Raw genomic sequence first — 22,820 nt, forward strand, 5'->3', positions numbered from 1 at the left:
CTCGCCCACTGGGCCCGCCGCCTGCGGCTCCGTCGCTGAAGGGTGCCGATGACATTCGACGAGCTGCGGAGCGAGGCGGTCCGGATCCATGACCTCTACGACGAGCTGAACCAGCGGGTGCGGGGCCGCGTGTGGACCCGTGAGGAGTTCATGCTGGGCTTCATGGGCGACGTCGGGGATCTGGCGAAGCTCGTCATGGCCGAGGAAGGCGCCCGGGAGGTCCCGGGCGGGCGACAGGCGCTGGAGCACGAGCTCGCAGACTGCCTCTGGTCGGTGCTGATCCTCGCCCATCGCTACGGCGTGGACCTTGAGAGCGCTTTCCGCCGCACCATGGCAGAACTCGGCGAGACGCTCAGCGCTCGGCTCGCCGAGGACGAACAGCCGCGGTGACCGGGCGGAGCCCACCGGCCGGTGGGCTCCGCGCTCGGAGCGAGCCGTGTGACCGAGTGGTCTGCGGCGGCCGCCCGCAACACCGCGCTGCCGACCGCTGACCACCGGCGGACTACTCCTTGCCCTGCCGGGACTTCTTGAGCATGCGGCGGCGCTGTCGAGGTGTCAGCTCTTTGCGCCCGGTCTGCCGAAGATACGCTTCCTCGCGCTGCTGGTTCGTCATGACTCCACCCTCCGGAGCGACGTGCCCGCGTCCGTCCACGCTGTCGAGCCTCAGTATGGCGGCGCCCGGGGCGATCCGCACCCGGCTGCGAGAGTCCGCTGTCGGCTTTTCGAGTGTCCTGTTCGCAGTCGGCGGAACGGCGGGGTACCGACCAATCATCCGAATTGTCCGGAAATGCAGTCACCATGAGGGGCCGGATCGATCGGGCGCGGGGGACAGGAGGGAGTGGAGCCGTTGACGGTGGGAGCAGCCATGGCCTGGCTTCTGTCCGCCGGAGTGCCCTTGGTCCTCCTGGCGCTGAGCCTGCCGCTGTGGCACTGGCGCTGGCCCCGGGCGCCGGTGCTGCTGCGGGAGGCCGCCATCATCTCCTCGGTGTTCCTCGTCTGGCAGATCCCGGCCCGGATGTCCGCGGGGAATCTGCACACCGCCGTCCACCGGGCACTGTGGATCTACCACTGGGAACAGCGCCTCCGGCTGCCCGACGAGGTGGACTGGCAGCAGGCGGTGCTCCCCCACCCCTGGCTGGTGCAGGCCGCCAACTACTACTACGCGGTGATGCACTTCGGCGCGATGGCGACCCTGCTCGTCTGGCTCTTCTGGCGGCACCGCACCGCCTACGGCCCGGTACGCACCTACGTCGTCCTGGTCACGGTGGTCTCGCTGCTGCTCCAGCTCATCGCCGTGGCGCCGCCCCGCCTGGTGACCCGGCTCGGGTTCTCCGACACGGGTCAACGCTACGGTCAGTCGGTCTACGACACCGGTCCGGGCAGTGTGGTGGCCGACGAGTTGTCCGCCGTTCCCTCCGTGCACGTCGCCTGGGCGGTGGTCGTCGCCGTGGTCGTCATCCGGGTGAGCCGGTCCCGGCTGCGCTGGCTGGTGATCGCGCACCCGCTGCTGACGCTGGTGGTGATCGTCGTGACGGCCAACCACTTCTGGCTGGACGCGGCCGCCGCGGTGGCCGTCCTGGGGCTGTGCGCCCTCATCCAGTGGCTGGGCCGGGTGTGCCTCCGCTGGATCGTACGGATCTACCGCCGGACCCTCGTGTCCGCCGACCTGGTGTCCGCCGACCCCCCGGCGGCCGGAGCCGCGGAACCGGACCCGCCGGCCCGGCCCGCCCGCTCCGAGGGTCCCGGGACCCCAGCGCGTCGGCGGTCCGCCTCCCGTCGTCCCCGTCCACGGCCATGACCGCACGTCACACGGGAACAGGCCCGATCCGGCGGCGGCCGGTGCGCCGCCTTCGCGGACGGCCGCCCCGCCCCTAGGCTGCGCGGGCCGACAGTCCCGGTGCTGCCCAGCCTGCCGGGACTGTCGGTCTCGGCAACCGATGGCCCTGCCCCACCGGCCTCGGGGCACGGCACCCCGCGGGTCAGCGCAGCTCGCTGAAGCGTTCGGTCGCCCGCGTGCGGCCGGCCACGATGATGGTGTCTTCGGCCTTCACGACGGTGTCGGGAGTGGCATAGGTGAAGCCCTCGCCGGGGCGTTTGATGGCCACGACCGTGACGCCGTACTGGGTACGGACGGCGCTGCGGGCCAGCGGGATGTCCAGGATCTCGGCGGGCGGGTTGGTCTTGACCAGGGCGAAGTCGTCCTCGAACTCGATGTAGTCGAGCATCCTGCCGCGTACGAGGTGCGCGACCCGCTGGCCCATGTCGTGCTCGGGGTAGACGACGTGCTGCACGCCGAGCTGGGTGAGGATGCGGCCGTGGGCCTCGCTGATGGCCTTGGCCCACACGTTCTCGATGCCGAACGAGATGAGCAGCGAGGCCGTGAGGATGCTGGCCTCCAGGTCGGTGCCGATGGCGACGACGGCGCGGTCGAACTCGTGGACCCCGAGCTGCCGCAGGGCGTCCTCCTTGGTGGAGTCGGCCCGCACGGCGTGCGTGAGGGAGCCGGCCATCGCCTGGACGATCTCGGGGTCCTCGTCGATGCCGAGGACTTCGGTCTCCTCGTCCACGAGTTCGAGGGCCAGGGAGCGTCCGAAGCGGCCCAGCCCTATCACGACGACGGAGTCCTGCGGCGAGCTGCGGCGGTTCTTGGGGGTGCGTTTCCTAACCAATGACGGGTCGCTCCTCAGGAAGGTCGTACATACGGACGCGCATGCGCAGGGCGAGCGCGGAAGCGATGGTGATCGGGCCGAGGCGCCCGGTGAACATCAGCGCTGTCAACAGCAGCTGTTCCCCGCCGGCCAGCTTGGCTGTGATGCCGGTGGAGAGTCCGACGGTGCCGAAGGCCGAGGTCACCTCGAAGAGCGACTGGTCCAGGCTGAAGTCGGCGAAGACCATGAAGGCCAGCGTCGAGACCGCGACCGCGGCCACCGACAGCAGGACCACGGTCAGGGCCTGCCGCTGGAGGTCGCCGTGCAGCCGGCGGCGGAAGATGTTGACCGCGCCCTCGCCGCGGACCTCGGCGTATATCACGAAGAACAGCACGGCGAACGTGGTGACCTTGATGCCGCCCGCGGTACCGGCGCTGGCGCCGCCGATGAACATCAGCACGTCCGTGCCCAGCCAGGTGGCCGGGTTCATCTGCGAGGTGTCGACGCTGTTGAAACCGGCCGTGCGCGGCATGACGCCCTGGAAGAACCCGGCCAGGAGCTTCCCGGGCGCGTCCAGCGGCCCCAGGGTCGCCGGGTTGCTCCACTCGACCGCGGTGATGAACGCGCTGCCGCCGACCAGGAAGATCGCCGACGCACCGAGCACGATCTTCGTGTGCAGGGACCAGCTGCGCGGTTTGCGGAACCGGCGGCGCAGCTCGAACAGCACCGGGAAGCCGAGCCCGCCGGCGATGACCGCGCCCGCTATGGGCAGACAGATCCAGGGGTCGGTGACGAAGCCCATCAGGCTGTCGGAGTAGAGGGCGAACCCGGCGTTGTTGAACGCCGAGACCGCGTGGAAGACGCCGAGCCACAGCGCTCGGGGCCAGGACTCGCCGTAGGTGGTGCCCAGCCGTACGGTCAGGATCGCGGCGGTGATGGCCTCCAGCAGCAGGCTGACCTTGACCACCCGGACGACGACCGAGCGGACGTCGCCCAGGCCCATCGTCTTCGTCTCGGTCGCTGCGGTCAGGCGGGCCTTCAGCCCCATCCGGCGGTTGGAGACCAGCAGCACCAGCCAGGAGGCGAAGGTCATGATCCCGAGGCCGCCGACCTGGATGAGCGCCAGGATCACCGCCTGCCCGAAGCCGCTCCAGTAGGCGGGCGTGTCGACCACGATCAGGCCGGTCACACACACCGCGGAGGTGGAGGTGAACAGCGCCTCCAGAGCGGACGCCGCGCCTGCCCCGGCCTTGGCAGCGGGCAGCATCAGCAGCGCGGTCCCGATCCCGATCGCGAGGGCGAATCCGGCCACGATCATCTGGGCCGGATGCTGCACACGGGGTCGCCACCGGGTCACCACAGCACATCCTCCGCGCAGCCGGCTACCTCGATTGTTCGCACCGGGAGACGATAAGCAATACCTCTGCTGTCCCGGGCACCGGTACCCCTCCGTGTCCGTATCGGGCCGTCCCCGGCCCCTGGAACCACCCGTACGTCGCCGCCTCCCGCCCCGGGCCGCCCTCGCGGACCGGGGCCGCCGCTGCCCGGACGCGGCCGAGGCCGCAGCCTCGCGGGCTGCGGCCTCGACATCTGGCAGCGATTACGGAACGCTACTTCTTGCTGTCTCCCGACCCCTTCTCGGAGGTCACCGACGGCTCCTCCTTGGAGGGCACCGAGTCGGTGAGCGTGCCGTTCTCGAGGCTGTCCTCGATCGCGGCCACGGTCTGGTCGATCAGCTCTTCCTGCTGCTTCTGCTCCTTGGCCTTCAGATAGGCCTGCCGCTCCTGATGGAAGGACTTCAGGGTGGCGATGCACATGCCGATCATCACGATGCTGAAGGGCAGCGCGATCACGATCGCCGCTGTCTTCAGGGTGTTCAGCGACGCGGCTCCGTCGTCCAGGTCGGAGGCCAGCAGCAGCGCGATGGCGACGGCACCCTCGGCCAGCGCCCAGAAGACCCGGCTCCAGATCGGCGGGTTGGGGTCGCCGCCGGAGGCCAGCATGTCGACCACGAACGAGCCGGAGTCGGAGGAGGTGACGAAGAACAGCACGATCAGCAGGATCGAGACACCTGCGACGAAGGTGCCGCCGGGCAGTGTGTCCAGCATCTCGAACAGCGCGTTGTTGGTGCTGACAGCGCCGTCGTGGACGTAGTTGTGCTTGTCGTTCATCTGCTGGAACAGCGCGGTGCCGCCGAAGATGGCGAACCAGACGAAGGTCAGCAGGGTGGGCACCAGCAGCACGCCGCAGACGAACTCGCGGACGGTGCGGCCGCGGGAGATACGGGCGATGAAGATGCCGACGAACGGCGCCCAGGAGATCCACCAGCCCCAGTAGAAGACGGTCCAGCCGTTGACCCAGCTGGTGCCTTCCTTACCGTGCGCGGCACCGGTGTCGAAGCTGAGCTTCAGCACGTTCTGCAGATAACCGCCGAGGTCCTCGGCCAGGCCGTTGAGGATGAACACCGTCGGGCCCGCGATCAGCACGAAGAGCATGACGACGGCGGCCACGCCCATGTTGATGTTGGACAGCCACTTGATGCCCTTGCCGATACCGGAGACCACCGACAGCGTCGCCACGCCGGTGATGCAGGCGATCAGGATGACCAGCAGCACCTTGCTGTTCGGGTCGTCGACCCAGCCTAGGAAGTTCATGCCGCTGGCGACCTGCATCACACCGAGGCCCAGCGAGGTCGCCACACCGAAGAGAGTGCCGATGACGGCGACCGAGTCGATGACGTTGCCCAGGGCTCCGTTCACCTTGTTGCCGAAGATCGGCTCCAGTGCCCAGCGGATGGAGACCGGACGGCCCTTGCGGTGCACGGCGTACGCGACGGCCAGGCCGACGACGACGTAGATGGCCCACGGGTGGATGCCCCAGTGCAGGAACGTCTGCACCATGGCGAACTGCTCACGGGCTGCCGCGCTCTCGCCGACGCCCGGCCGCGGTCCGTGGAAGAAGTTCAGCGGCTCTGCGACGCCCCAGAAGACCAGGCCGATGCCCATACCGGCCGCGAACAGCATGGCGAACCAGGAGCCGGTACTGAACTCGGGCTTCTCGTTGTCCTTGCCGAGCTTGATGTCGCCGTAGCGCCCGATGCCGATCCAGATGACAAAGATCACAAAGAGCGACACCAGAACCATGTAGAACCAGCTCAGGTTGCCGACGATCTCGTCCTGGACCTTCTGGACCTGCTCCGCGGCCGTGTCCTGGCCGATCACCGCGTAGAGCACGAAGATCAGGATGACGGCGGCCGACGGGTAGAAGACCCACGGCGCGACCGAGCCACCTCCTGGTGGCGCCGGAGACCTCGGTTCCGGCTTTTGGTCCGATGTTCTCGCCGTTGTCTGCGCAGCCACGCGTTCATCCTTTGCGGTCAGAGTTCAAGAGGTCTCAGGCCGGGAGAGTCCCGGCCTCTGGCGGCCTCTGCCCCGAATCCGCGATGTCATTCATTACGAATCCATCACTGTCAACGGCCGTACAGGAGTGAGAAGTTCCACACCTCAAGCCCCCTCTCCCGAGGCTTGTCGGCGCGCTGAGGACGGGGCGGAAAGCGGGGCTGTGAAACGCCGCACAAGCCCCTCGTCCGGTACGGAATGTGCGTGACCCGTGACTGACGGCCACCCTCCGGCCGGGGTCGCGTGCCACTACTGGGCACTGTCCGTCGCCCCATCACTGCCGGGCGGAGTCGGAGTGTGATCCCGACCCGGTCCCCTACAGGCCGGTCCACGTGTCATGAGGGCGCACATGGGAACCCACGCACCAGTAGCCACTCGTAACAGCACAGCGTGGCCCGGCTCGGTCGGGTCAGCGGGACGGATCCTCTATGACCAGCGGATACATGGGTCCCGGGGACTTCGGTCGGGACCCGTTCGAAGAGTTCATCGCGCGCTTCCTCGGTGGCGCCAGGTCCGGGAGCGGCGGGCGGTACAGCGACCCTCGCTACTACGACTTCCTCCGCCTGATGAGCGAGCCCGCCCGGCAGCTCGTCTCCGACGCGGCGTCGTACGCGGCCGAGCACGGCAGCAACGACCTGGACACCGAGCACCTGCTGCGAGCGGCGCTCACCGCCGAGCCGACCCGCTCCATGGTGGCCAGGGCCGGTGCCGACCCCGACGCGCTGGTAGCCGAGATCGACCGCGAGGTGGGCGAGGGACAGCCCCGCAATTCGCTCTCCGTCAGCCCCGCGGTGAAGCGGGCCCTGATGGACGCGCACGAGATCGCCCGCTCCCGCGGCGCCTCCTACATCGGCGCCGAACATGTGCTGGTCGCGCTCGCCGCCAACCGCGACTCCACCGCGGGCCAGATCCTCAACTCGGCGCACTTCGACCCCCGTTCGGCCACTCCGCGCGGCGGGCCGAACGCCGGGCAGGGCAGCGGGGCCGAGGCCCCGTCCCGCGGCCAGGAGGCACGTGTCAGCAACACCCCGAACCTCGACAAGTACGGCCGGGACCTGACCGAGCTGGCCCGCGAGGGCCGGATCGACCCGGTCATCGGCCGGGACGAGCAGATCGAGCAGACGATCGAGGTGCTGGCCCGGCGCGGGAAGAACAACCCGGTGCTGATCGGCGAGGCGGGCGTCGGCAAGACCGCCATCGTGGAGGGACTGGCCCAGCGCATCACCGACGGGGACGTGCCGGACAATCTGCTGGGCCGGCGCGTGGTCCAGCTGGACTTCGGCAGCGTGGTTGCCGGCACCCGCTACCGCGGCGACTTCGAGGAGCGCCTGACCGGCATCATCGACGAGATCCGCGCCCACTCCGAGGAGCTGATCGTCTTCATCGACGAGCTGCACACCGTGGTCGGCGCAGGGGGCGGCGGGGAGAGCGGCTCGATGGACGCGAGCAACATGCTCAAGCCCCCGCTCTCCCGGGGTGAGCTGCATGTCATCGGGGCCACGACGCTGGAGGAGCACCGGAGGTACATCGAGAAGGACGCGGCGCTCGCCCGCCGCTTCCAGCCCGTGCTCGTCCCGGAGCCCACCGTGGCGGACGCCATCGAGATCCTGCGCGGCCTGCGGGACCGCTACGAGGCCCACCACCAGGTGCGCTACGCCGACGAGGCGCTGGTCGCAGCCGTGGAGATGTCCGACCGCTACCTGACGGGGCGTTACCTCCCGGACAAGGCCATCGACCTGCTGGACCAGGCGGGCGCCCGGGTGCGGCTGCGCACCGCGACCCGCGGCACCGACGTACGGGCGCTGGAGCGCGAGGCCGAGCAGGTGCGCCGCGACAAGGACCAGGCGGTGGCCGCCGAGGACTACGAGCGGGCCAAGCAGTTGCGCGACCGGCTCCGCGAGCTGGAGGAGACCATCGAGCGGGACAGCCACAAGCAGGACGCACCCGGCCACCGCCACCGGATCGCCGAGGTGACCGTGGAGGACATCGCCGACATCATCTCCCACCAGACCGGCATCCCCGTCAGCAACCTCACCCAGGAGGAGAAGCAGCGCCTGCTGGGCCTGGAGCAGCATCTGCAGCAGCGGGTCGTCGGGCAGGACGAGGCGGTCACCGCCGTCGCCGACGCGGTGCTGCGCTCGCGCTCCGGGCTGTCCAGTCCGGACCGGCCCATCGGCAGCTTCCTCTTCCTCGGCCCCACCGGTGTCGGCAAGACCGAGCTGGCCAGGGCGCTGGCCGAGGCACTGTTCGGCACCGACGAGAAGATGGTGCGGCTGGACATGAGCGAGTACCAGGAGCGGCACACCGTCAGCCGGCTGGTGGGCGCACCGCCCGGATATGTGGGGCACGAGGAGGCCGGGCAGCTGACCGAGACGGTGCGGCGCAACCCCTACTCGCTGCTGCTGCTGGACGAGGTGGAGAAGGCGCACCCCGATGTCTTCAACATTCTGCTCCAGGTCCTCGACGACGGGCGGCTCACCGACTCGCAGGGCCGCACGGTCGACTTCACCAACACCGTCATCGTGATGACCAGCAACCTCGGCTCGGAGGCCATCACCGGGCGCGGCGCGATGCTCGGCTTCGGCAGCGGCGGGGAAGGCGACGAGGACGCGCGGCGCGAGCGGGTGCTGCGGCCGCTGCGCGAGCACTTCCGCCCGGAGTTCCTGAACCGTATCGACGAGATAGTGGTCTTCCGGCAGCTGGACGACGCGCAGTTGCGGCAGATCACCGACATGCTGCTGGAGGAGACCCGGCGCCGGGTGCATGCGCAGAACCTGGAGATCGAGTTCTCGCCCGCGGCCGTCGACTGGCTCGCCCACCGGGGCTACCAGCCCGAGTACGGTGCCCGCCCGCTGCGCCGCACGATCCAGCGCGAGGTCGACAACCGGCTCTCCCGCATGCTGCTGGGCGGCGACCTCGAGCCGCGCACCAAGTTGCTGGTCGATGTGGCGGAAGGGCAGCTGGAGTTCCGCACCGACGGCCGCGCCGACCTGGCAGGAGCCGCCCAGCAGTGACTACCGGCCGGGGCTGTCTGCCGGCCGGGCACCCCTGCCCGGCAGCAGCAGTGCCGAGTCGGCGTGCAGTGTGATGCGTACGGGCGCGAGCTCGGTGGCGTCGAGCGCGGGCTCCCCCGTCCCGGGGTTGCGGGCGAAGCGAGGGTGCGCTGCGCCGCTGAGCTGCCAGCGGAGGCGGTGTCCTGCGGCGAAACGGTAGGCGGTGGAGCTCATCCGGACGGTGACTTCCGTCGGCGCCGCTCCGGAGGTGGCCACCCGGGCCAGGCCGTCGCAGACATTGGTGGAGCGCCCTTGTGCGTCCACGTCGCACAGGCGGGCGAAGACGTCGGCGTGGCCGGTGTCGGTGGAGACGCCGAGCCTGGCGGCAACAGGGCCGAGAACGTCCAGGGGTTCGGCCAGCGGCGGGCCGGTGAACGTCACGACGTCCTTCCGGGTCTCCAGCGGCGCGTTGTCACGGGGTCCGGCGGTACGGGAGAGCAGCGGGCCGCCGAGCGACGGGGGTGGGTCCGCCGGGTCGTAGGTGAACGAGGTCACCGGTGCGGAGTCGGTGGGCGGCTGCCGGGTGAGGTGGCCGTCGGGGGTGGGGAACCACTCCGTGGTCGCCGGGGAGATCGGCCAGGCGTCGAGGTCCCGCCAGGCGTCCTCGCCTCCCATGTGCACGCGTACCGGTGTGGGGCGCAGTCCGGAGCGGTCGTCGCACAGGTGGGCACGCAGCCAGGCGAGGCTTTCGGCGAACACCTGGGGCCAGCCCCGCTGGAGCGCGGAGGTGTGGGTCCAGGGCCCTGCGAGCAGGGCGGTCTCGCATCCGGCGCGGCGCAGCCGGCCGTACTGTTCGAAGGTCTGGTCGACCAGCGCGTCGTGCCAGCCGGTGATCAGGCTGGTGGGGACGGTCAGTTGCCCGGCGGCCTCGGCCAGGGACGCGCCGTGCCAGTAGGGGTCGTCGGCGTCCGGGTGGCTCAGCACATCGTCCAGCCAGGGCACGTCCTCGGCGAGGGAGGCCACGTACCCGCTGCGCAAGGGCCGCGCGGTGGTGATGCCGCGCAGTCCGCGCTGGAGGCACAGCATCGCCCGGGCAAAGGCGGCCATCCCCTGGTGCTGGTATGTGATGCCGACGCCGTCGAGGAGGACGTTCTCCAGACGGGGTGTCCCGTCCGCATGGAACAGGGCGTAGAAATCGTGCAGCCCCACCTGGACGGCCATCGCCTGCAGTTCGGGCGGCGGGTCAAGGGCGAGGGCCCACTGGGTGTAGCCGAGGTAGCTGGGGCCGACCGTGCCCAGTCGCCCGTCGAACCAGGGCTGTTCCCGCAGCCAGGCCACCGCGGCGTGACCGTCGGCGGCCTCGTTGCGCCACAGTTCGAACCGGCCGCCGGAGCCACCGGTGCCCCGGCAGCTCTGCAGCACCACATGGAAGCCCTGTTCGGCGAAGAGCAGGCCGTACATGGGTGACCACGGCACCCCCCTGCCGTAGGGGGAGCGCACCAGGAGGGTGGGGAAGTCGCCCGGTGTGCGGGGGAAGTAGTGGTCGGTGATCAGCGGGCTGCCGTCGGCGGCGGGCACCGCCAGTCCCGGCTGCCATCCGACCTCGTGCTGTGCGGCGGGGAGTCGGCGCCAGGTCGCACGCAGCATCCGCGCTGTCAGCGGTGGCTTCGCCTTCGGTGGCGTCCAGGCCGATCGGGGTGCGGCCTCGTGTGTGGCTGACGTCATCGCTTCCTCCACTATTCTCGTACGACGTACGGGAATTGTAGATGCTTGGATGGCTTCCGCAAGTTGGATGTCTTCCGCAGGGCGCACCGGTGCGGAGAAGGGAGTCCGGGACGTGACGCGTGGAGGCGGCTCCGGCGGTACGGGCGTCGACCCGCAACAGCTCTGGCTGACCCCGGACCGGCCCCGTCGCGGCAGGCGGCCGGGCTTCAGCCGGGCGGCGATCATCGCGGCAGCCGTCGCGCTGGCGGACGCCGAAGGGCTCGACGCCGTCACCATGCGGCGGGTCGCCGCCGAGGTCGGGGCAGGCGTCATGTCGCTCTACAGCTATGCGCCCGACAAGGACACGCTGCTGGAGCTCATGCTCGACCACGTCAGCGGCGAACTCCCGACAGCCACCCCTCCCACCGGCGACTGGCGGGCCGACCTCAAAGCCGTCGCCCACGACCAGCGCGCCCTGATGCTCCGGCATCCCTGGCTGCCCGCCACACTGACCACTCGCCGCACCCTGGGGCCGAACGCGCTGGCCTTCCTGGAACGCGCCCTCGCGGCCCTGCGCCCCACCGGACTCGACGGCGCCGCGAAGCTGGAGGTCTTCGCCCAGCTCACCTCGTTCGTGGCCGGGCACGTCGGCTACGAGCTCAGCCAGGCCGGGTCAGCCCGGTCCCCCGAGCGGACCGCGGCCGAGACCCGCTACCTCACCACCGTCGCCGCGGACGGCAACCACCCGGAGCTCGCCGAAGCGCTGGCCGCGCCGGGCCGGCCGCTGACCCCCGAGGCGATGTTCACCCGGTTCCTCAACCGGCTGGTCGACGGCCTCGATACGGACTGAACGCTCGGCCTAGGAGTCGACCCGCCAGTAGACGACGTAGCGCTCGTGGTGGGTACGGGACACCGGAAGCAAGGTGACGTTCCTGCCGTCCGCGCGGGCGGTGAAGCGCAGACCGTCTTCCTCGGTGGGCCGGACCGAGTCGGGGTCGAGCCGTGGCATGGGCGTCTCCTCCTCTCCTGCCCGCGGACCGTACTGCCCGGCCAGCACCACCGGCCCGTAGCAGACGGCCTGCACCTGGGGGTCGTCCGCAGTGGCCTCCAGACGAAGGCGCATCGGCAGGCTGAGCCGCACCCGGTCGCCCCGGCTCCAGTCACGCTCGGGAACGGTGAACCAGGTCCCGGGGTCCGCCGGGGCGTCCGCCTCGTCGTTCACCCGCACTCGCGCACCGTGTGCCCAGCCCGGGATACGCAGATGCAGCGCGTGCCGGGCGCGGCCGGAGTGCACGGTGAGCGTGGTGGCCGGCGTGTCCGGGAAGCGGGTGGTCTGGTCCCAGACGATGCCGTGGGCACGCCAGTTGAGCCGCGAGGGGATGAAGAGGTTGACGAAGAGCGCGGCGTCATCACCCGTGGCCCGGGAGTAGATGGTGTCGGCGAACTTGGCGTGCGTCTCCATGCCGGTGCCGTGGTCGCAGGAGAAGTTGTCGTAGTCGGTGGAGTACGCCTCGGGGTCGTCGCCCATGAAGGAGGGCTGGGCCTTGTAGGCGCCCGGCTGCAGGCCGGTGTAGTAGATGTTGAAGCCGTGGGCCGACTCGGGGTCCTGCTCGCCGAGCATCTGGTTGAACAGGGTGCGCTCGTAGTAGTCCAGCAGCTGGATCCGCTCCGGTGAGCGGAAGTGCAGCAGCCGGGTCAGCTTGAGCATGTTGTAGCTGTTGCAGTTCTCGCAGGTGGTGGGACCGAGTTGGGCGGCGATGGCGTCCGGGGCGTGGAAGGCTTCGTTGTTGCTGTTGCCTCCGATCACATAGGTGTGGTGGTCGGTGACGATGCGCCAGAAGTTGGCGGCGACACGTCCGTAGCCGCCGCTCCCCCGGCCTTCCTCGTGCAGGCGCTGGGCGCCGGTCATCTTCGGGATCTGGGTGTTGGCGTGCAGCCCCGCCAGTCGGTCCTCACCGCGCTCCAGCGGCTGGAAGACCGCCTCGTGGCTGAAGCGTTCGGCGACGTCCAGCCAGCGGGACGCTCCGGTGGCGGCGGCGAGGTTCACCAGCACCTCGTTCATACCGCCGAACTCGGTCTCCAGCACCCGCTGCATATGCGCGTGGTCGAGCCCGGCGGTGCGCCGGTCGAGCCAGCCCGCCTGCGCGTTCAGCACCCGCAGCGCCTGCTTGTTGCCGGCCAGCGCGTACTGGTCGAGCAGCCCCGCCATGATCTTGTGCAGGGTGTAGTAGGGCGCCCACACCTTCTCCCCGGCCTCCAGCCGGTCCAGGAAGCTTTCGGGAAAGGCGGAAAGGTAGCCCTCGTGATAGCCGGCCTCGGCCGCGCGGGCCTGGCACGCGGCGAGCTCCCGCACGATGAGCGCGCCTTTGTCGCGCAGCCGCTGCTCACCGGTGTTGGCGTAGGTGAGGGCCAGGCCCGAGAGCAGATGGCCGAGACTGTGGCCGCGCAGCTCGACGTCGGGGGCCTCCCATCCGCCACAGGGCTCGGCCGTGGAGGGAAGGCCGACGTTGCGGCGGAAGGTGTGCAGCAGGCGGTCGGGGTCGACGTCCCGCAGATAGGCGCTGTTGCGCGCCTGGTTGTCGCGGAACGGGCCGTCGTGCAGGGCGACATCGGACAGCGGGAAAGCGGCGGCGGTATCGATCGACGTGCCTCCGGTGCGAGGGGTGGCGGCGCGGGCCGGTACGGCGGCCACAGCGGCAGCCGACAGACCGGCGGCTGTCAGACCGGCGGCCGTGGCCACGACGGTTCGCCTGCGCACAGGGCGTGAAGCTTCCATTGCATTGCCTCCAGAGGGAAGGGGGTGGCACAACGCTGGAGTTGGCTTCTGTCACGCGGTAGGTGGTGCCGACTGCCGTTCGTTCGATATTTCAGACGGCATTCGGTATTGCGTCAGTGACCGTAGTCGGAACGAACGCGCCGTCAAGGGGTCCGGCGTCGGCAAGAGGTGACGCCCGACAGCGAAGCGCCACCCCCTCAGCCGGAGTGCGACTGCGGGAGTGGCGCCGGGAAGGGCACGGATCAGCGAGCGGCGGCCAGTACGGAGTCGGCCATGGACTTCTCGCCGGCGGCGTTGGGGTGGAAGGGCGCGGCGGCGTTGGTGATGAGCGGTTCCACCCAGCGCGTTCCGACCGGCTTGCACACGTCGTGCCCCACGGACTTGGAGTAGGTGTCGACGTATACGGCGCCGTGCTCGTCTGCCTGCTTGGCGATCATGCTGTTGAGATGCTTGTGGGTGTCGCGCAGCCACGGCGCGTCGCCCTTGGCGATGGAGACGACGGAGGGGCAGTTGCTGCCGTCGTCGGGCAGGATCGCCGGATAGCCGGTGACGAGGATCTTGGCGTGCGGGGCGCGTCCCCGGATGTCGTCGAGCGCCTTGGAGATCTTGGGCGCGGTGCTCTCGATGGTGGCGGCGAGTTCGTCGTGCCCGGTCCAGGTGTAGCTGGTCTTGCACGGCGAGCCGAGCGGGTTGAGCAGGCCGAGCGAGACACAGCGGACGATGATGTCGCCGAAGCCGATGTCGTTGCCGCCGATGGTGAGGGTGACCAGATCGGTGTCCTTGCTCAGCGCGTCCAACTGGGGGGCCACGGAGGGGAACTGGGCCGAGTTCAGGTCTTCGGTGGTGGCTCCTGCGCAGGTGACGTCCTGGTGCCTGCCAGGAGTGAGCCCGCTGTTGACCAGCGCGGGGTAGTTGCGGTCCGAGCGCGAACAGGTCTGGTCGGCCGCGTTGGGCACACCGGCCCCCGACGCGTAGGAGTCGCCCAGGGCGGCATAGCGGTGGACGGTGGCGTCGTCCGCCAGCGCGGGGCTCGCGCCGAGTCCCGCGCCGGTGGTCACCGCGGCTGTGGCGGTGGCGAGGGCAACGGCCGATCTGACGCGGCAGCTGGGCATGCGTGAGCGCATGACGGTACCTCTCGTGAGTGGGGAAAGGCGTGGCCTCGAGTGGGGAAAGGCGAGGGGCCGGCGCGGGACCGCCGGCAGTTACTGGCCAGTTGCACTGAGAGGTAAATATGTGGTCGGCGTCACGGGGCGTCAAGAGGTGCGACCACACTTGGTTCCGGCACCCCCGCGTCCCAGCTCAGCGGTGGCGCTCGCTCCGCCGGGCGCCGGGAAGAGCGGCACTATAGTGGGCGTACGCCCATACCCGGTTCGGGAGCCGGGGCCCGATGAAGTGAGGGGGAGCCGCACGGTGCCGACAGGGGTGGCCATCCGCGACGTGCGCGAGCAGCTGTTCGCCGCCGCCGAGCGCGTACTGCTCCGGGACGGGCCGAACGCGCTCACCAGCCGCGCTGTGACCACCGAGGCAGGGTGCGCCAAGGGCGTACTGCACCGGCACTTCGCCGACTTCGACGCTTTCCTCACCGAGCTCGTACAGGACCGGCTGCGCCGGCTCGACAGCCAGGCCACGGCCCTGTGCGACTCCGCCGGGAGCGGTACCGTCGCCGACAACCTCACCGACGCGCTGAGCCGGCTCTTCGGCTCGGTCGCGGTGGCGATCGTCGGCCTCGTCACCTCCCGGGACGAGCTGCGCGCCCGGCTGCGGCGGATCAGGCCGACAGGTGTCCCGCTGCTGACCGAGGCCACGGCCATGGTCGCCTCCTACCTCACCGCCGAACGCGAACTGGGCCGTATCGCAGCCGACGCCGATGTCGAGACCCTCGCCCACACCCTGATCGGGGCCGGACACCTGCTGTTCGCCGACCGGAAGAGCGCACCGCCGGAGCCCGAAGCCGTCCGCAGGACCGTGACCACGGTCCTGGCCGGTGCGGCGGTCGGGCCCCGAGCCTGAACGGCGCATCCCACACCCCCCTCCCACGGCGGGGTTCCGCAAGGCAATGGAGGGGAAAGCAGCTCACGCCTGCCGTCGCAGGACAGAACGCCGCAGAAGAGACCGCCGCGGCACAGACCGCGGCGGCACAGGCGCCCGCAGCACAGACCGTCGCAGCACAGGTGAGGAGCAGCCCGTTGGGTTACGTCACGTCGCAGGAGTGGGACCGGCACTATGCGGACGGCCGCGGTTTCCGGCCGCTCGGCGAGGCGGAACGGGCGCTGCTGACCGAGCACCTGCCCGCGCCCGAGGACGGCACCGCCCTGGACGTCGGCTGCGGCACGGGCGAACTGGCCTGCTTCCTGGCCGGGCTCGGCTACCAGGTGGACGCCGTCGACCGGGCGGACAGCGCCTTGTCCCGCGCCCGGGCGACGGAGGACACCGCGGGCGGCAAGGTGCGGTGGCTGCGGCTGGACGTCGAGCACGACGACCTCGCCGAGCTGGACGAGGGCGGCTACGACCTGATCACCCTGCGGCTGGCCTGCTCCTTTCTGCGGGACCGCGCTCGCGTGCTGCGCGCGCTGGGAGAACGGCTGCGCCCCGGCGGTGCGTTGGCGGTGATCACGCTGTCGGCGGAGCAGGTGCCCGCCCACCGGCGGGACATCGCCTTGGACGAGCGGGAGATCGGGCTGCTGGCCGAGGGGTGGGAGCGCGTGCAGCGATTCGAGGCGGACGGTCTCACCGTGCTGGTGCTGCGCGGTGCGCCGTGCTCCTTCGTCGCGTCGGAGAAGGGCCGTCCGGTTCCGCGTGCGGTGGCCGGTGCGTGTGCGGTCGTCACCGACGGCAGCGGCCGGGTGCTGCTCGGGCGGTCCGTGGACGGCATGTGGGAGCTGCCCGGTGGCAGTGCCGAGCCCGGCGAGTCCTTCGAGGCCACAGCGGTCCGCGAACTGACCGAGGAGACCGGGCTGCGCGCCGACGTGGAGGACGCGCAGCTGCGGACGATCCTGCTGGACGACAGCGCCGGAGTGCCGCGGGTGTCGGCCGTGGTGTGCGTCAACGCCTGGTCCGGCACGCTGACATCCCCGTGTCCCGAGCCGGGCCGCTTCCTGCGGTGGGAGTGGCACGACCCGTGCGCCCTCGGCACGCTCGGCCCGGTCTTCGCGCCCGCCGCCCAGGCGCTGGAGGCAGTGTGGCCCGGCTCCCTGCCCGGCCTGCCGGCCCCGCGGGCGTACTCCCCTCCGACCCGCCAACCGGCCGGGCAGCCCGCCACCCAGGACGCCGAACGGAACGGGAGGGCCATGGACGGAATCTGGCGGACGGTCACCGGTCTGGCCCGTACCTTCGACGCACACAGCGACGCGCGTGGCCTGGAGCGCGAGCAGCAGTGGACGTTGCAGGTGCTGAAGCTGTCCGAGGAGACGGGCGAGGCGGCCCAGGCCGTCATCGGCGTCCAGGGCACCAACCCGCGCAAGGGATACAGCCACGCCTGGGAGGACGTGCACGCCGAGGTGGCCGACGTGGTCATCACCGGCCTGGTGGCACTCGCCCGCATGCGGCCCGCGGACGCTGCCGCGTATCTGGAACGGCAACTCGCCACGAAAGCGTCCAGGTTCCTATAGGGCTTGCTATAGGGCTTGCCCCGCGAGTCTTCTTCCGGTGAGGGGCTGCCCCTGCTTCACGTCCGCAGGCTGCGGGTGTGCTGTGGCTTGTCGCGCAGTTCCCCGCGCCCCTTACGGGGCGCGTACCTCTCGTGCAGGCGGGCCCGTTCCCAGGCCGCATCGCGCAGCAGCCGCAACCCGTTCAGGCCGACCAGAACGGTGGAGCCCTCGTGACCGGCGACGCCGAGCGGCAGCGGGAGGGTGCCGAACAAGTCCCACGCGGCGAGCACGGCGATGAAGGTGCCGGCCACGGCGAGGTTCTGGACGACGAGACGGCGTGCGGCCCGCGAGAGGCCGACGACGGCGGGGATCGCGGCGAGTTCGTCGCGGACCACCACGGCGTCGGCCGTCTCCAGCGCGAGGTCGGACCCCGCCCTGCCCATGGCGACACCGGTATGGGCCGCGGCCAGCGCGGGCGCGTCGTTGACGCCGTCACCGACGACCAGCACCCGGCGCCCGGCGGCTTCCAGCTCACGGACGGTGGCGACCTTGTCCTGCGGCAGGAGGCAGGCGCGGACGTCGGTGATGCCGGTCCGCTCCGCCTGGAGTGCGGCGGCACGCTCGTTGTCCCCGGTGACCAGGACGGGCGAGGCGCCCGTGAGGGACGCCAGCGCGGTGACCGCCTCGGCGGCGTCGGGCCGCAACCGGTCGGCGACGCCCAGCAGACCGGCCGGGTGGCCGTCGGCGAGAACGACGACGGCCGTGCGACCGGCCTCCTCCAACTGCCGGACCTTCTCGCGGGCCGCGCCCCACAGGGGGTCGGTTTCCGATTGGAGACCGGTTTCCGATAGTGGCTCCGTATCCGTTCCGGGAATGCCGTCCGGCCGCGCGCCGTGGTCCAGCAGCCGCCCGGGCGCGCCGATCTGGATGCGTCGGCCCTCGACGGTGGCGGTGACGCCGAGGCCGGGGGTGGAGGCGAAATCGCCGGCGGCCGGGAGAGGGAGGCCACGGGAGCGGGCGGCGTCGACGATCGAGCGGGCCAGCGGGTGCTCGCTGGCCCGCTCGGCCCCGGCCGCCAGGCTCAGCAGCGTCTGGTCGGTCAGCCCCGAGCCCGGCAGCGGGTGCAGATCGGCCAGGTGGGGGGTGCCTTCGGTGAGGGTGCCGGTCTTGTCCAGGGCCACCGCGTCGGTCCGGCCGAGGCGTTCCATGACGACCGCGGACTTCACCAGCACCCCGTGCCGCCCGGCGTTGGCGATCGCGGAGAGCAGCGGCGGCATGGTGGCCAGCACGACCGCGCACGGCGAGGCGACGATCATGAACGTCATCGCACGCAGCAGCGTCGGCCTCAGCTCGGCTCCGAGGAGGAGCGGCACCGTGAAGAGGGCGAGCGTGGCGGCGACCATGACGAGGGAGTACCGCTGTTCGACCTTCTCGATGAACAGCTGGGTGGGGGCCTTGGTCCCGGACGCCTCCTCGACCATGGTCACGATGCGGGCGAGCACCGAGTCGGACGGATCGCGCTCCACCCTGACCCGCAGCGCTCCGGCGCCGTTGACGGTGCCGGCGAACACCTCGTCACCGGTCTGCTTGGTGACCGGCAGCGGCTCGCCGGTGATGGTGGCCTGGTCCACCTCACTCTGTCCGCCGAGGACTTGGCCGTCGGCGCCGACCCGCTCGCCGGGACGCACCAGGAGGGTGTCGCCGACCGCGAGGGATGCGGCCGGGACGCGCTCCTCGCCGCCGTCGGGCAGCAGCCGGGTCGCGGTGGCCGGTGCGAGGTCGAGCAGCCCGCGTACCGAGTCAGCCGTGCGCGCGGTGGCGAGGGCTTCCAGGGCGCCGGAGGTGGCGAAGATGACGATCAGGAGCGCGCCGTCCAGCACCTGTCCGATCGCTGCGGCGCCGAGCGCCGCGACGATCATCAGCAGGTCCACGTCCAGCGTTCGGTCCTTGAGCGCCTTGAGCCCCTCCCAGCCGGGCTCCCAGCCGCCGGTGACGTACGTGGCCGCGAACAGTGGCGCCCAGCTCCAGGCCGGCGCTTCCAGCAGGTACAGCGGGAGGGCGAGCAGGAACAGCACGAGCGCGGCGAGCGCCCAGCGCGCCTCGGGCAGCGCCAGCACACGGGTACGCCGACGCGGCGCGACCGGCCGGAGAACCGGCGACGGGGCGGGCTCGGTCAGGGTGGAGACCATGGCGAACGGGGCCCTTCGCTGGGGAGGGGAAACGACTCCCTCACCATACAGGAACGCTTGAACAGCCATTCATGTATTCATCTCCGTAGGATGGAACCCATGGGCCATGGAGCGAACAACCCCGAACCGGACGCGACCCCGCGCACCCGTCTCACCTCGGAGAACGCCACGCAGGTCGCCACCACGCTGCAGGCCCTGGCCACTCCCTCACGGCTGCTGATCCTGGCCCGGCTGCGCGAGGGCCCGTGCGCGGCGACGGAGCTGGCGACCTCCGTCGGCATGGAACAGTCCGCCTGCTCCCACCAGTTGCGGCTGCTGCGCAATCTGGGCCTGGTCACCGGTACCCGCAACGGCCGCTCGGTGGTCTACACCCTGCACGACAACCACGTCGCCGCCCTGCTCGACCAGGCTCTCTACCACGTCGAACACCTCCGCCTCGGGCTCGCCGACACCCCGGAGGAGGCCGTGGCGGCGTCAGGGTGAGGGCTGCCCGGCCACGGTCAGGATGTCGCTGCTGCGGATGGGACGGGTGAGGGCGAGGAGCGCCTGGTCGTCCTGCGCCGGTCCGGCGCTGTGCCGGTGCACGTCGGTGACGAGGAAGTCGAGGACGGTCTGCGGATCCGCCGGGTGGCCGGTGTTGCGCCGGTAGGCGTCCAGCATCTGCGAGATCCGGCCGGCCGGATCGTAGAAAATGCCGCTGCGGTCGCGTGCTTCGGTGACGCCGTCGGTGAAGCACAGCAGCGTCGCGCCCGGGACGAGGTCGTAGGTCTCCACGGGCGAGGCCCAGGAGCCGAGGGTGGTGATACCCAGCGGCGGCGCCTCCTGGCCGGGCTCCAGCACCCGGGCATGGCCCGCCGGGTCCAGGAGCAGCGGCGGCGGATGGCCGCGGTTGACCAGCCGGACCTGCTCCAGGTCCGGGGCGAACTCCACGAGCAGCGCCGTGGTGAAGCCCTCGGACTGTTCAAGACCGCCCTGCCGCTGCCCCTCCCGTACCAGCGTCTCCTCCAGCGTCTCGACCACCGTGGGCAGGTCGGCGCAGTGGTCGGCGGCATAGCGGAAGGCGCCGATGTCCGCGCTGACGACAGCGATGGCGGACAGCCCCTTGCCGCGTACGTCACCGATCATCCCGCGCACCCCGAACGGCGTCTCCTGGACCACGTACAGATCGCCCCCGATGAGGGCTGTCTCGTCGGCGGGCACGTACCGCGCGGCGATGTGCAGACCGCCCGTCCGCTCCGGCGGGGTGGGCAGCACCGCCTGCTGGGCCACCTGGGCGGCGTGCCGGGCCTTGTCGGCCGTGGCGTGGTGCGAGCGCAGCGTCCGGTTCAGTCCGACCGCCAGCGCGGTGATGGCCACCAAGGTGAGCTGGGTGCCGATACCGCTCTGCGGCCCGAAGGTGCCGTCCGAGTAGGAGAGCCCGGCGTGCGCGGCCATCGCCCCGAGACCTACGGCCACGATGGTCGGCGGCTCCAGCACCGGCGCTGCCACCACCGGCGCCACGGCCAGCAGGGGCGCGGTGGAGACCCAATGACGTGCGAGCAGATCCAGCCCGACAGCGAGCACGAGCACCCCGGCGGGCACCCACCGGTAGATCCGTCGCCACACCCACACCTGACTCACCCGCACATCCTGCCCTCCAGCGTGCTGCCGCGCGCTCCCCCGCACCGCCGAGGCCGCAGGTTCCGGCATGCGGACGCGCACCTGCTCCGGCGCCGGGGGAACCCGAGCGGAGCGGGCCGTGCGGCGCCGGGCGTCACAGCGCGCTGCCGTCCCGGCGGATGGGGCCCCAACTGCCGGGCTGGCGGGTGATGACGGCGTCCGCTTCGGCGATGACGCGATCGGCGATCCAGCCCAGCGGCTGCACGCAGCGGACCAGCGGCTCGTTGTCAGGACCGCGGCCCCTCTCCTGCCCCGTCAGCACCCAGGGGCGGGTCCTGGGGTCCTTGACGCGGGGCAGGTGGGAGTAGTCGTACAGCCGCCTGGCCACCCACACGCGAGCGGGACGGTCCGCCCACCACGCCTCGACGTCGAGCGGGCTTGCGGACAGCCCCGGCATGGCGGCACCGGTCAGGTCGTCCATGCTGGAGACCCGCTGAAGATCGACCGCCGGACCGCGGGACCATCGCACATACAGTCTCCTGCGCTCGGTGACCAGCCCGGTGAGGGCTTCCAGGCTGGTGAACACGGGCATGGCAGCTGTCGGGTCCATGGTCGGCTCCTGTCACGTGCCTGCCGTCGGACCGGCGTCAGGCGGCCGGTGCGTTGGTCACCGCGGTCTCTCCCGTCCTCGACGGCCTCCGGCGCCGGTCACCGGCCGGTGACCGGCGCGCTGGCTGACGTGGCCCGGGTTCCCCTCCTCGACCAGCAGTAACGGCCAGGCCGGTCAGCCCGAGCCGGTCAGTCGTCGGCGCCCGGGGCCGGCAGCGAGGTGAGCCAGGTGGTCAGCAGCCGGTTGATCTCCTCGGGGCGCTCCTGCTGGATCCAGTGGCCGCAGTTTTCCAGGATGTGGGAGGAGTGCAGGCCCGGGAGGGTGGTGGGATAGGCGTCGATGGCCTCGCGCAGCCAGGTGGTGGAGGCGTCCATGCCGCCGCCGGCGAAGAACGACGGCTGGGTGAGGGGGGCGCCGTCGAAGTCGGCCAGCTCCTCCCAGTCCCGGTCCATGTTGCGGTATCGGTTGAGGGGCCCGGTGAAGCCGGTCCGCTCGAACTCCCCTGCGTAGAAGTCGAGATCCGCCTCGCTGAGCCAGCCCGGCAGCCGGCCGGCCGGGAACCGGTCGCGCATCAGGCCGCCGGGGGCGATGAAATGCGGGTCGGGCGCGTCCTGCGCCGGCATGGTGTCGGCGGACAGGGCCGCGTAGACGCCGGCCAGCCAGCCGCGGACGTCGGGCTCGATCTCGGCCTCGGCACGGCCCGGCTGCTGGAAGTAGGCGACGTAGAACTCCTCGTCGCCGCCCACCCGGGCGAAGACCTCGCTGGGCCGGGGGCCGCCGCGCGGGCTGTAGGGGACGCTCAGCATGCCTACCGCGCGGAAGACATCGGGCCGCACCAGTGCGGAGTTCGCGGCGATCGGCGAGCCCCAGTCGTGCCCGATGATCACGGCACTCGATTCGCCGAGGGCTTCGACCACCGCGACGTTGTCCTCCACGAGGTCGAGCATCCGGTAGGCCGCCGTCTCGGCAGGCTTGGACGAGCGGCCATAGCCCCGTACGTCGATGGCCACGGCGCGGTATCCGGCAGCTGCCAGTGCGGGCAGTTGGTGGCGCCAGGAGTACCAGGACTCGGGGAATCCGTGCACGAGCAGCACCAGCGGGCCGGTGCCCTGCTCGACCAGGTGGATCCGGCCGGCCGGCGAGGGGACCGTCCGGTGCTTCGGTTCCCGCGTCAAGTCCGTGGTGTGCGACGACATATGTCCTCCGAGGCTGCTCAACTGCCGGGCACGGTGCCCGTTGCCGGACCGTCGGCCGACCGGCCCGGCAACGATCATGTAACCCACCGCGCCCGGATTCCAACCGTATTGCCGGACCGG

At 71.1% G+C, this 22,820-nt stretch carries 17 protein-coding genes; 7 read left to right on the top strand and 10 right to left on the bottom strand.

Going from position 1 to position 22,820, the window contains the following annotated elements; all coding sequences use genetic code 11:
* The first annotated feature begins 48 nt into the window (after nt 1–48).
* Nucleotides 49–390 carry a MazG nucleotide pyrophosphohydrolase domain-containing protein gene (locus tag ITI46_RS15490; RefSeq protein WP_209240128.1) on the top strand — a complete coding sequence of 114 codons (342 nt, stop codon included), beginning with the start codon at nt 49–51 and terminating at the stop codon, nt 388–390.
* A gap of 475 nt (nt 391–865) precedes the next feature.
* A complete protein-coding gene (locus ITI46_RS15495; RefSeq protein ID WP_247746040.1) occupies nt 866–1,798 on the top strand; it encodes a phosphatase PAP2 family protein in 933 nt (310 codons plus the stop codon).
* Nucleotides 1,799–1,979: 181 nt separating this feature from the next.
* Here ITI46_RS15495 and ITI46_RS15500 read toward each other — a convergent pair whose 3' ends face one another.
* From ITI46_RS15500 to ITI46_RS15510, 3 genes are all read right to left on the bottom strand, one after another.
* On the bottom strand, nt 1,980–2,669 hold the full coding sequence (locus ITI46_RS15500) for a potassium channel family protein (protein WP_209240130.1): 690 nt from the start codon (nt 2,667–2,669) through the stop codon (nt 1,980–1,982).
* Nucleotides 2,662–4,005, bottom strand: a complete 1,344-nt coding sequence (locus tag ITI46_RS15505) for a TrkH family potassium uptake protein (RefSeq protein WP_307808181.1) — start codon at nt 4,003–4,005, stop codon at nt 2,662–2,664. The genes ITI46_RS15500 and ITI46_RS15505 overlap by 8 nt, the downstream gene beginning before the upstream one ends.
* Before the next feature lie 253 nt (nt 4,006–4,258).
* Nucleotides 4,259–6,007 (bottom strand): BCCT family transporter, encoded by a 1,749-nt coding sequence (locus ITI46_RS15510; protein WP_209240131.1) that lies wholly within the window; start codon nt 6,005–6,007, stop codon nt 4,259–4,261.
* 467 nt (nt 6,008–6,474) lie between these two features.
* On the opposite strand from ITI46_RS15510, the gene ITI46_RS15515 reads away from it, so the two are divergent.
* On the top strand, nt 6,475–9,060 hold the full coding sequence (locus tag ITI46_RS15515) for an ATP-dependent Clp protease ATP-binding subunit (RefSeq protein WP_247746041.1): 2,586 nt from the start codon (nt 6,475–6,477) through the stop codon (nt 9,058–9,060).
* Here the strand turns inward: ITI46_RS15515 and ITI46_RS15520 are convergent, their stop codons facing one another.
* The gene (locus ITI46_RS15520; protein ID WP_209240132.1) at nt 9,061–10,764 is read right to left on the bottom strand and encodes a CocE/NonD family hydrolase; all 1,704 of its coding nucleotides are present in this window, start codon (nt 10,762–10,764) and stop codon (nt 9,061–9,063) included.
* A 112-nt stretch (nt 10,765–10,876) separates the two neighbouring features.
* Here ITI46_RS15520 and ITI46_RS15525 point away from each other — a divergent pair, with 112 nt between their 5' ends.
* A complete protein-coding gene (locus tag ITI46_RS15525) occupies nt 10,877–11,593 on the top strand; it encodes a TetR/AcrR family transcriptional regulator C-terminal domain-containing protein (RefSeq protein WP_307808182.1) in 717 nt (238 codons plus the stop codon).
* A 9-nt stretch (nt 11,594–11,602) separates the two neighbouring features.
* Here ITI46_RS15525 and ITI46_RS15530 read toward each other — a convergent pair whose 3' ends face one another.
* Together ITI46_RS15530 and ITI46_RS15535 are read right to left on the bottom strand one after the other, a co-directional pair.
* A complete protein-coding gene (locus ITI46_RS15530; protein WP_307808183.1) occupies nt 11,603–13,501 on the bottom strand; it encodes a glycoside hydrolase family 127 protein in 1,899 nt (632 codons plus the stop codon).
* 260 nt (nt 13,502–13,761) lie between these two features.
* A complete protein-coding gene (locus ITI46_RS15535) occupies nt 13,762–14,643 on the bottom strand; it encodes an SGNH/GDSL hydrolase family protein (RefSeq protein ID WP_209240135.1) in 882 nt (293 codons plus the stop codon).
* A gap of 286 nt (nt 14,644–14,929) precedes the next feature.
* On the opposite strand from ITI46_RS15535, the gene ITI46_RS15540 reads away from it, so the two are divergent.
* Both ITI46_RS15540 and ITI46_RS15545 read left to right on the top strand, forming a co-directional pair.
* The gene (locus tag ITI46_RS15540) at nt 14,930–15,529 is read left to right on the top strand and encodes a TetR/AcrR family transcriptional regulator (protein WP_209240136.1); all 600 of its coding nucleotides are present in this window, start codon (nt 14,930–14,932) and stop codon (nt 15,527–15,529) included.
* A 176-nt stretch (nt 15,530–15,705) separates the two neighbouring features.
* Complete coding sequence (locus ITI46_RS15545; RefSeq protein WP_247746042.1) at nt 15,706–17,127, top strand: NUDIX domain-containing protein; 1,422 nt, start codon at nt 15,706–15,708, stop codon at nt 17,125–17,127.
* Between the two features lie 56 nt (nt 17,128–17,183).
* Here ITI46_RS15545 and ITI46_RS15555 read toward each other — a convergent pair whose 3' ends face one another.
* The gene (locus tag ITI46_RS15555) at nt 17,184–19,295 is read right to left on the bottom strand and encodes a heavy metal translocating P-type ATPase (protein ID WP_209240137.1); all 2,112 of its coding nucleotides are present in this window, start codon (nt 19,293–19,295) and stop codon (nt 17,184–17,186) included.
* Between the two features lie 99 nt (nt 19,296–19,394).
* Between ITI46_RS15555 and ITI46_RS15560 the strand changes: the two genes are divergently transcribed.
* On the top strand, nt 19,395–19,778 hold the full coding sequence (locus ITI46_RS15560; protein ID WP_209240138.1) for an ArsR/SmtB family transcription factor: 384 nt from the start codon (nt 19,395–19,397) through the stop codon (nt 19,776–19,778).
* Here the strand turns inward: ITI46_RS15560 and ITI46_RS15565 are convergent.
* From ITI46_RS15565 to ITI46_RS15575, 3 genes are all read right to left on the bottom strand, one after another.
* Complete coding sequence (locus ITI46_RS15565) at nt 19,770–20,984, bottom strand: PP2C family protein-serine/threonine phosphatase (RefSeq protein ID WP_209240139.1); 1,215 nt, start codon at nt 20,982–20,984, stop codon at nt 19,770–19,772. The two genes, ITI46_RS15560 and ITI46_RS15565, sit on opposite strands and share 9 nt — an antisense overlap.
* Before the next feature lie 64 nt (nt 20,985–21,048).
* On the bottom strand, nt 21,049–21,504 hold the full coding sequence (locus tag ITI46_RS15570; protein ID WP_209240140.1) for a DUF6098 family protein: 456 nt from the start codon (nt 21,502–21,504) through the stop codon (nt 21,049–21,051).
* A gap of 188 nt (nt 21,505–21,692) precedes the next feature.
* Entirely contained in the window at nt 21,693–22,700 is a 1,008-nt protein-coding gene (locus ITI46_RS15575; protein ID WP_209240141.1) for an alpha/beta fold hydrolase, read from the bottom strand.
* Between the last annotated feature and the right edge of the window lie 120 nt (nt 22,701–22,820).

Source organism: Streptomyces oryzae, assembly GCF_017676365.1.
Lineage (GTDB): Bacteria > Actinomycetota > Actinomycetes > Streptomycetales > Streptomycetaceae > Streptomyces > Streptomyces oryzae.

Bases quoted from the DNA above. Each gene is read 5' to 3' on its own strand.
- ITI46_RS15490 (WP_209240128.1), top strand. From the start codon at position 49: ATGACATTCGACGAGCTGCGGAGCGAGGCGGTCCGGATCCATGACCTC.
- ITI46_RS15495 (WP_247746040.1), top strand. From the start codon at position 866: ATGGCCTGGCTTCTGTCCGCCGGAGTGCCCTTGGTCCTCCTGGCGCTG.
- ITI46_RS15515 (WP_247746041.1), top strand. From the start codon at position 6,475: ATGACCAGCGGATACATGGGTCCCGGGGACTTCGGTCGGGACCCGTTC.
- ITI46_RS15520 (WP_209240132.1), bottom strand. From the start codon at position 10,764: ATGACGTCAGCCACACACGAGGCCGCACCCCGATCGGCCTGGACGCCA.
- ITI46_RS15535 (WP_209240135.1), bottom strand. From the start codon at position 14,643: ATGCGCTCACGCATGCCCAGCTGCCGCGTCAGATCGGCCGTTGCCCTC.
- ITI46_RS15555 (WP_209240137.1), bottom strand. From the start codon at position 19,295: ATGGTCTCCACCCTGACCGAGCCCGCCCCGTCGCCGGTTCTCCGGCCG.
- ITI46_RS15560 (WP_209240138.1), top strand. From the start codon at position 19,395: ATGGGCCATGGAGCGAACAACCCCGAACCGGACGCGACCCCGCGCACC.
- ITI46_RS15565 (WP_209240139.1), bottom strand. From the start codon at position 20,984: ATGCCGGAACCTGCGGCCTCGGCGGTGCGGGGGAGCGCGCGGCAGCAC.
- ITI46_RS15570 (WP_209240140.1), bottom strand. From the start codon at position 21,504: ATGGACCCGACAGCTGCCATGCCCGTGTTCACCAGCCTGGAAGCCCTC.
- ITI46_RS15575 (WP_209240141.1), bottom strand. From the start codon at position 22,700: ATGTCGTCGCACACCACGGACTTGACGCGGGAACCGAAGCACCGGACG.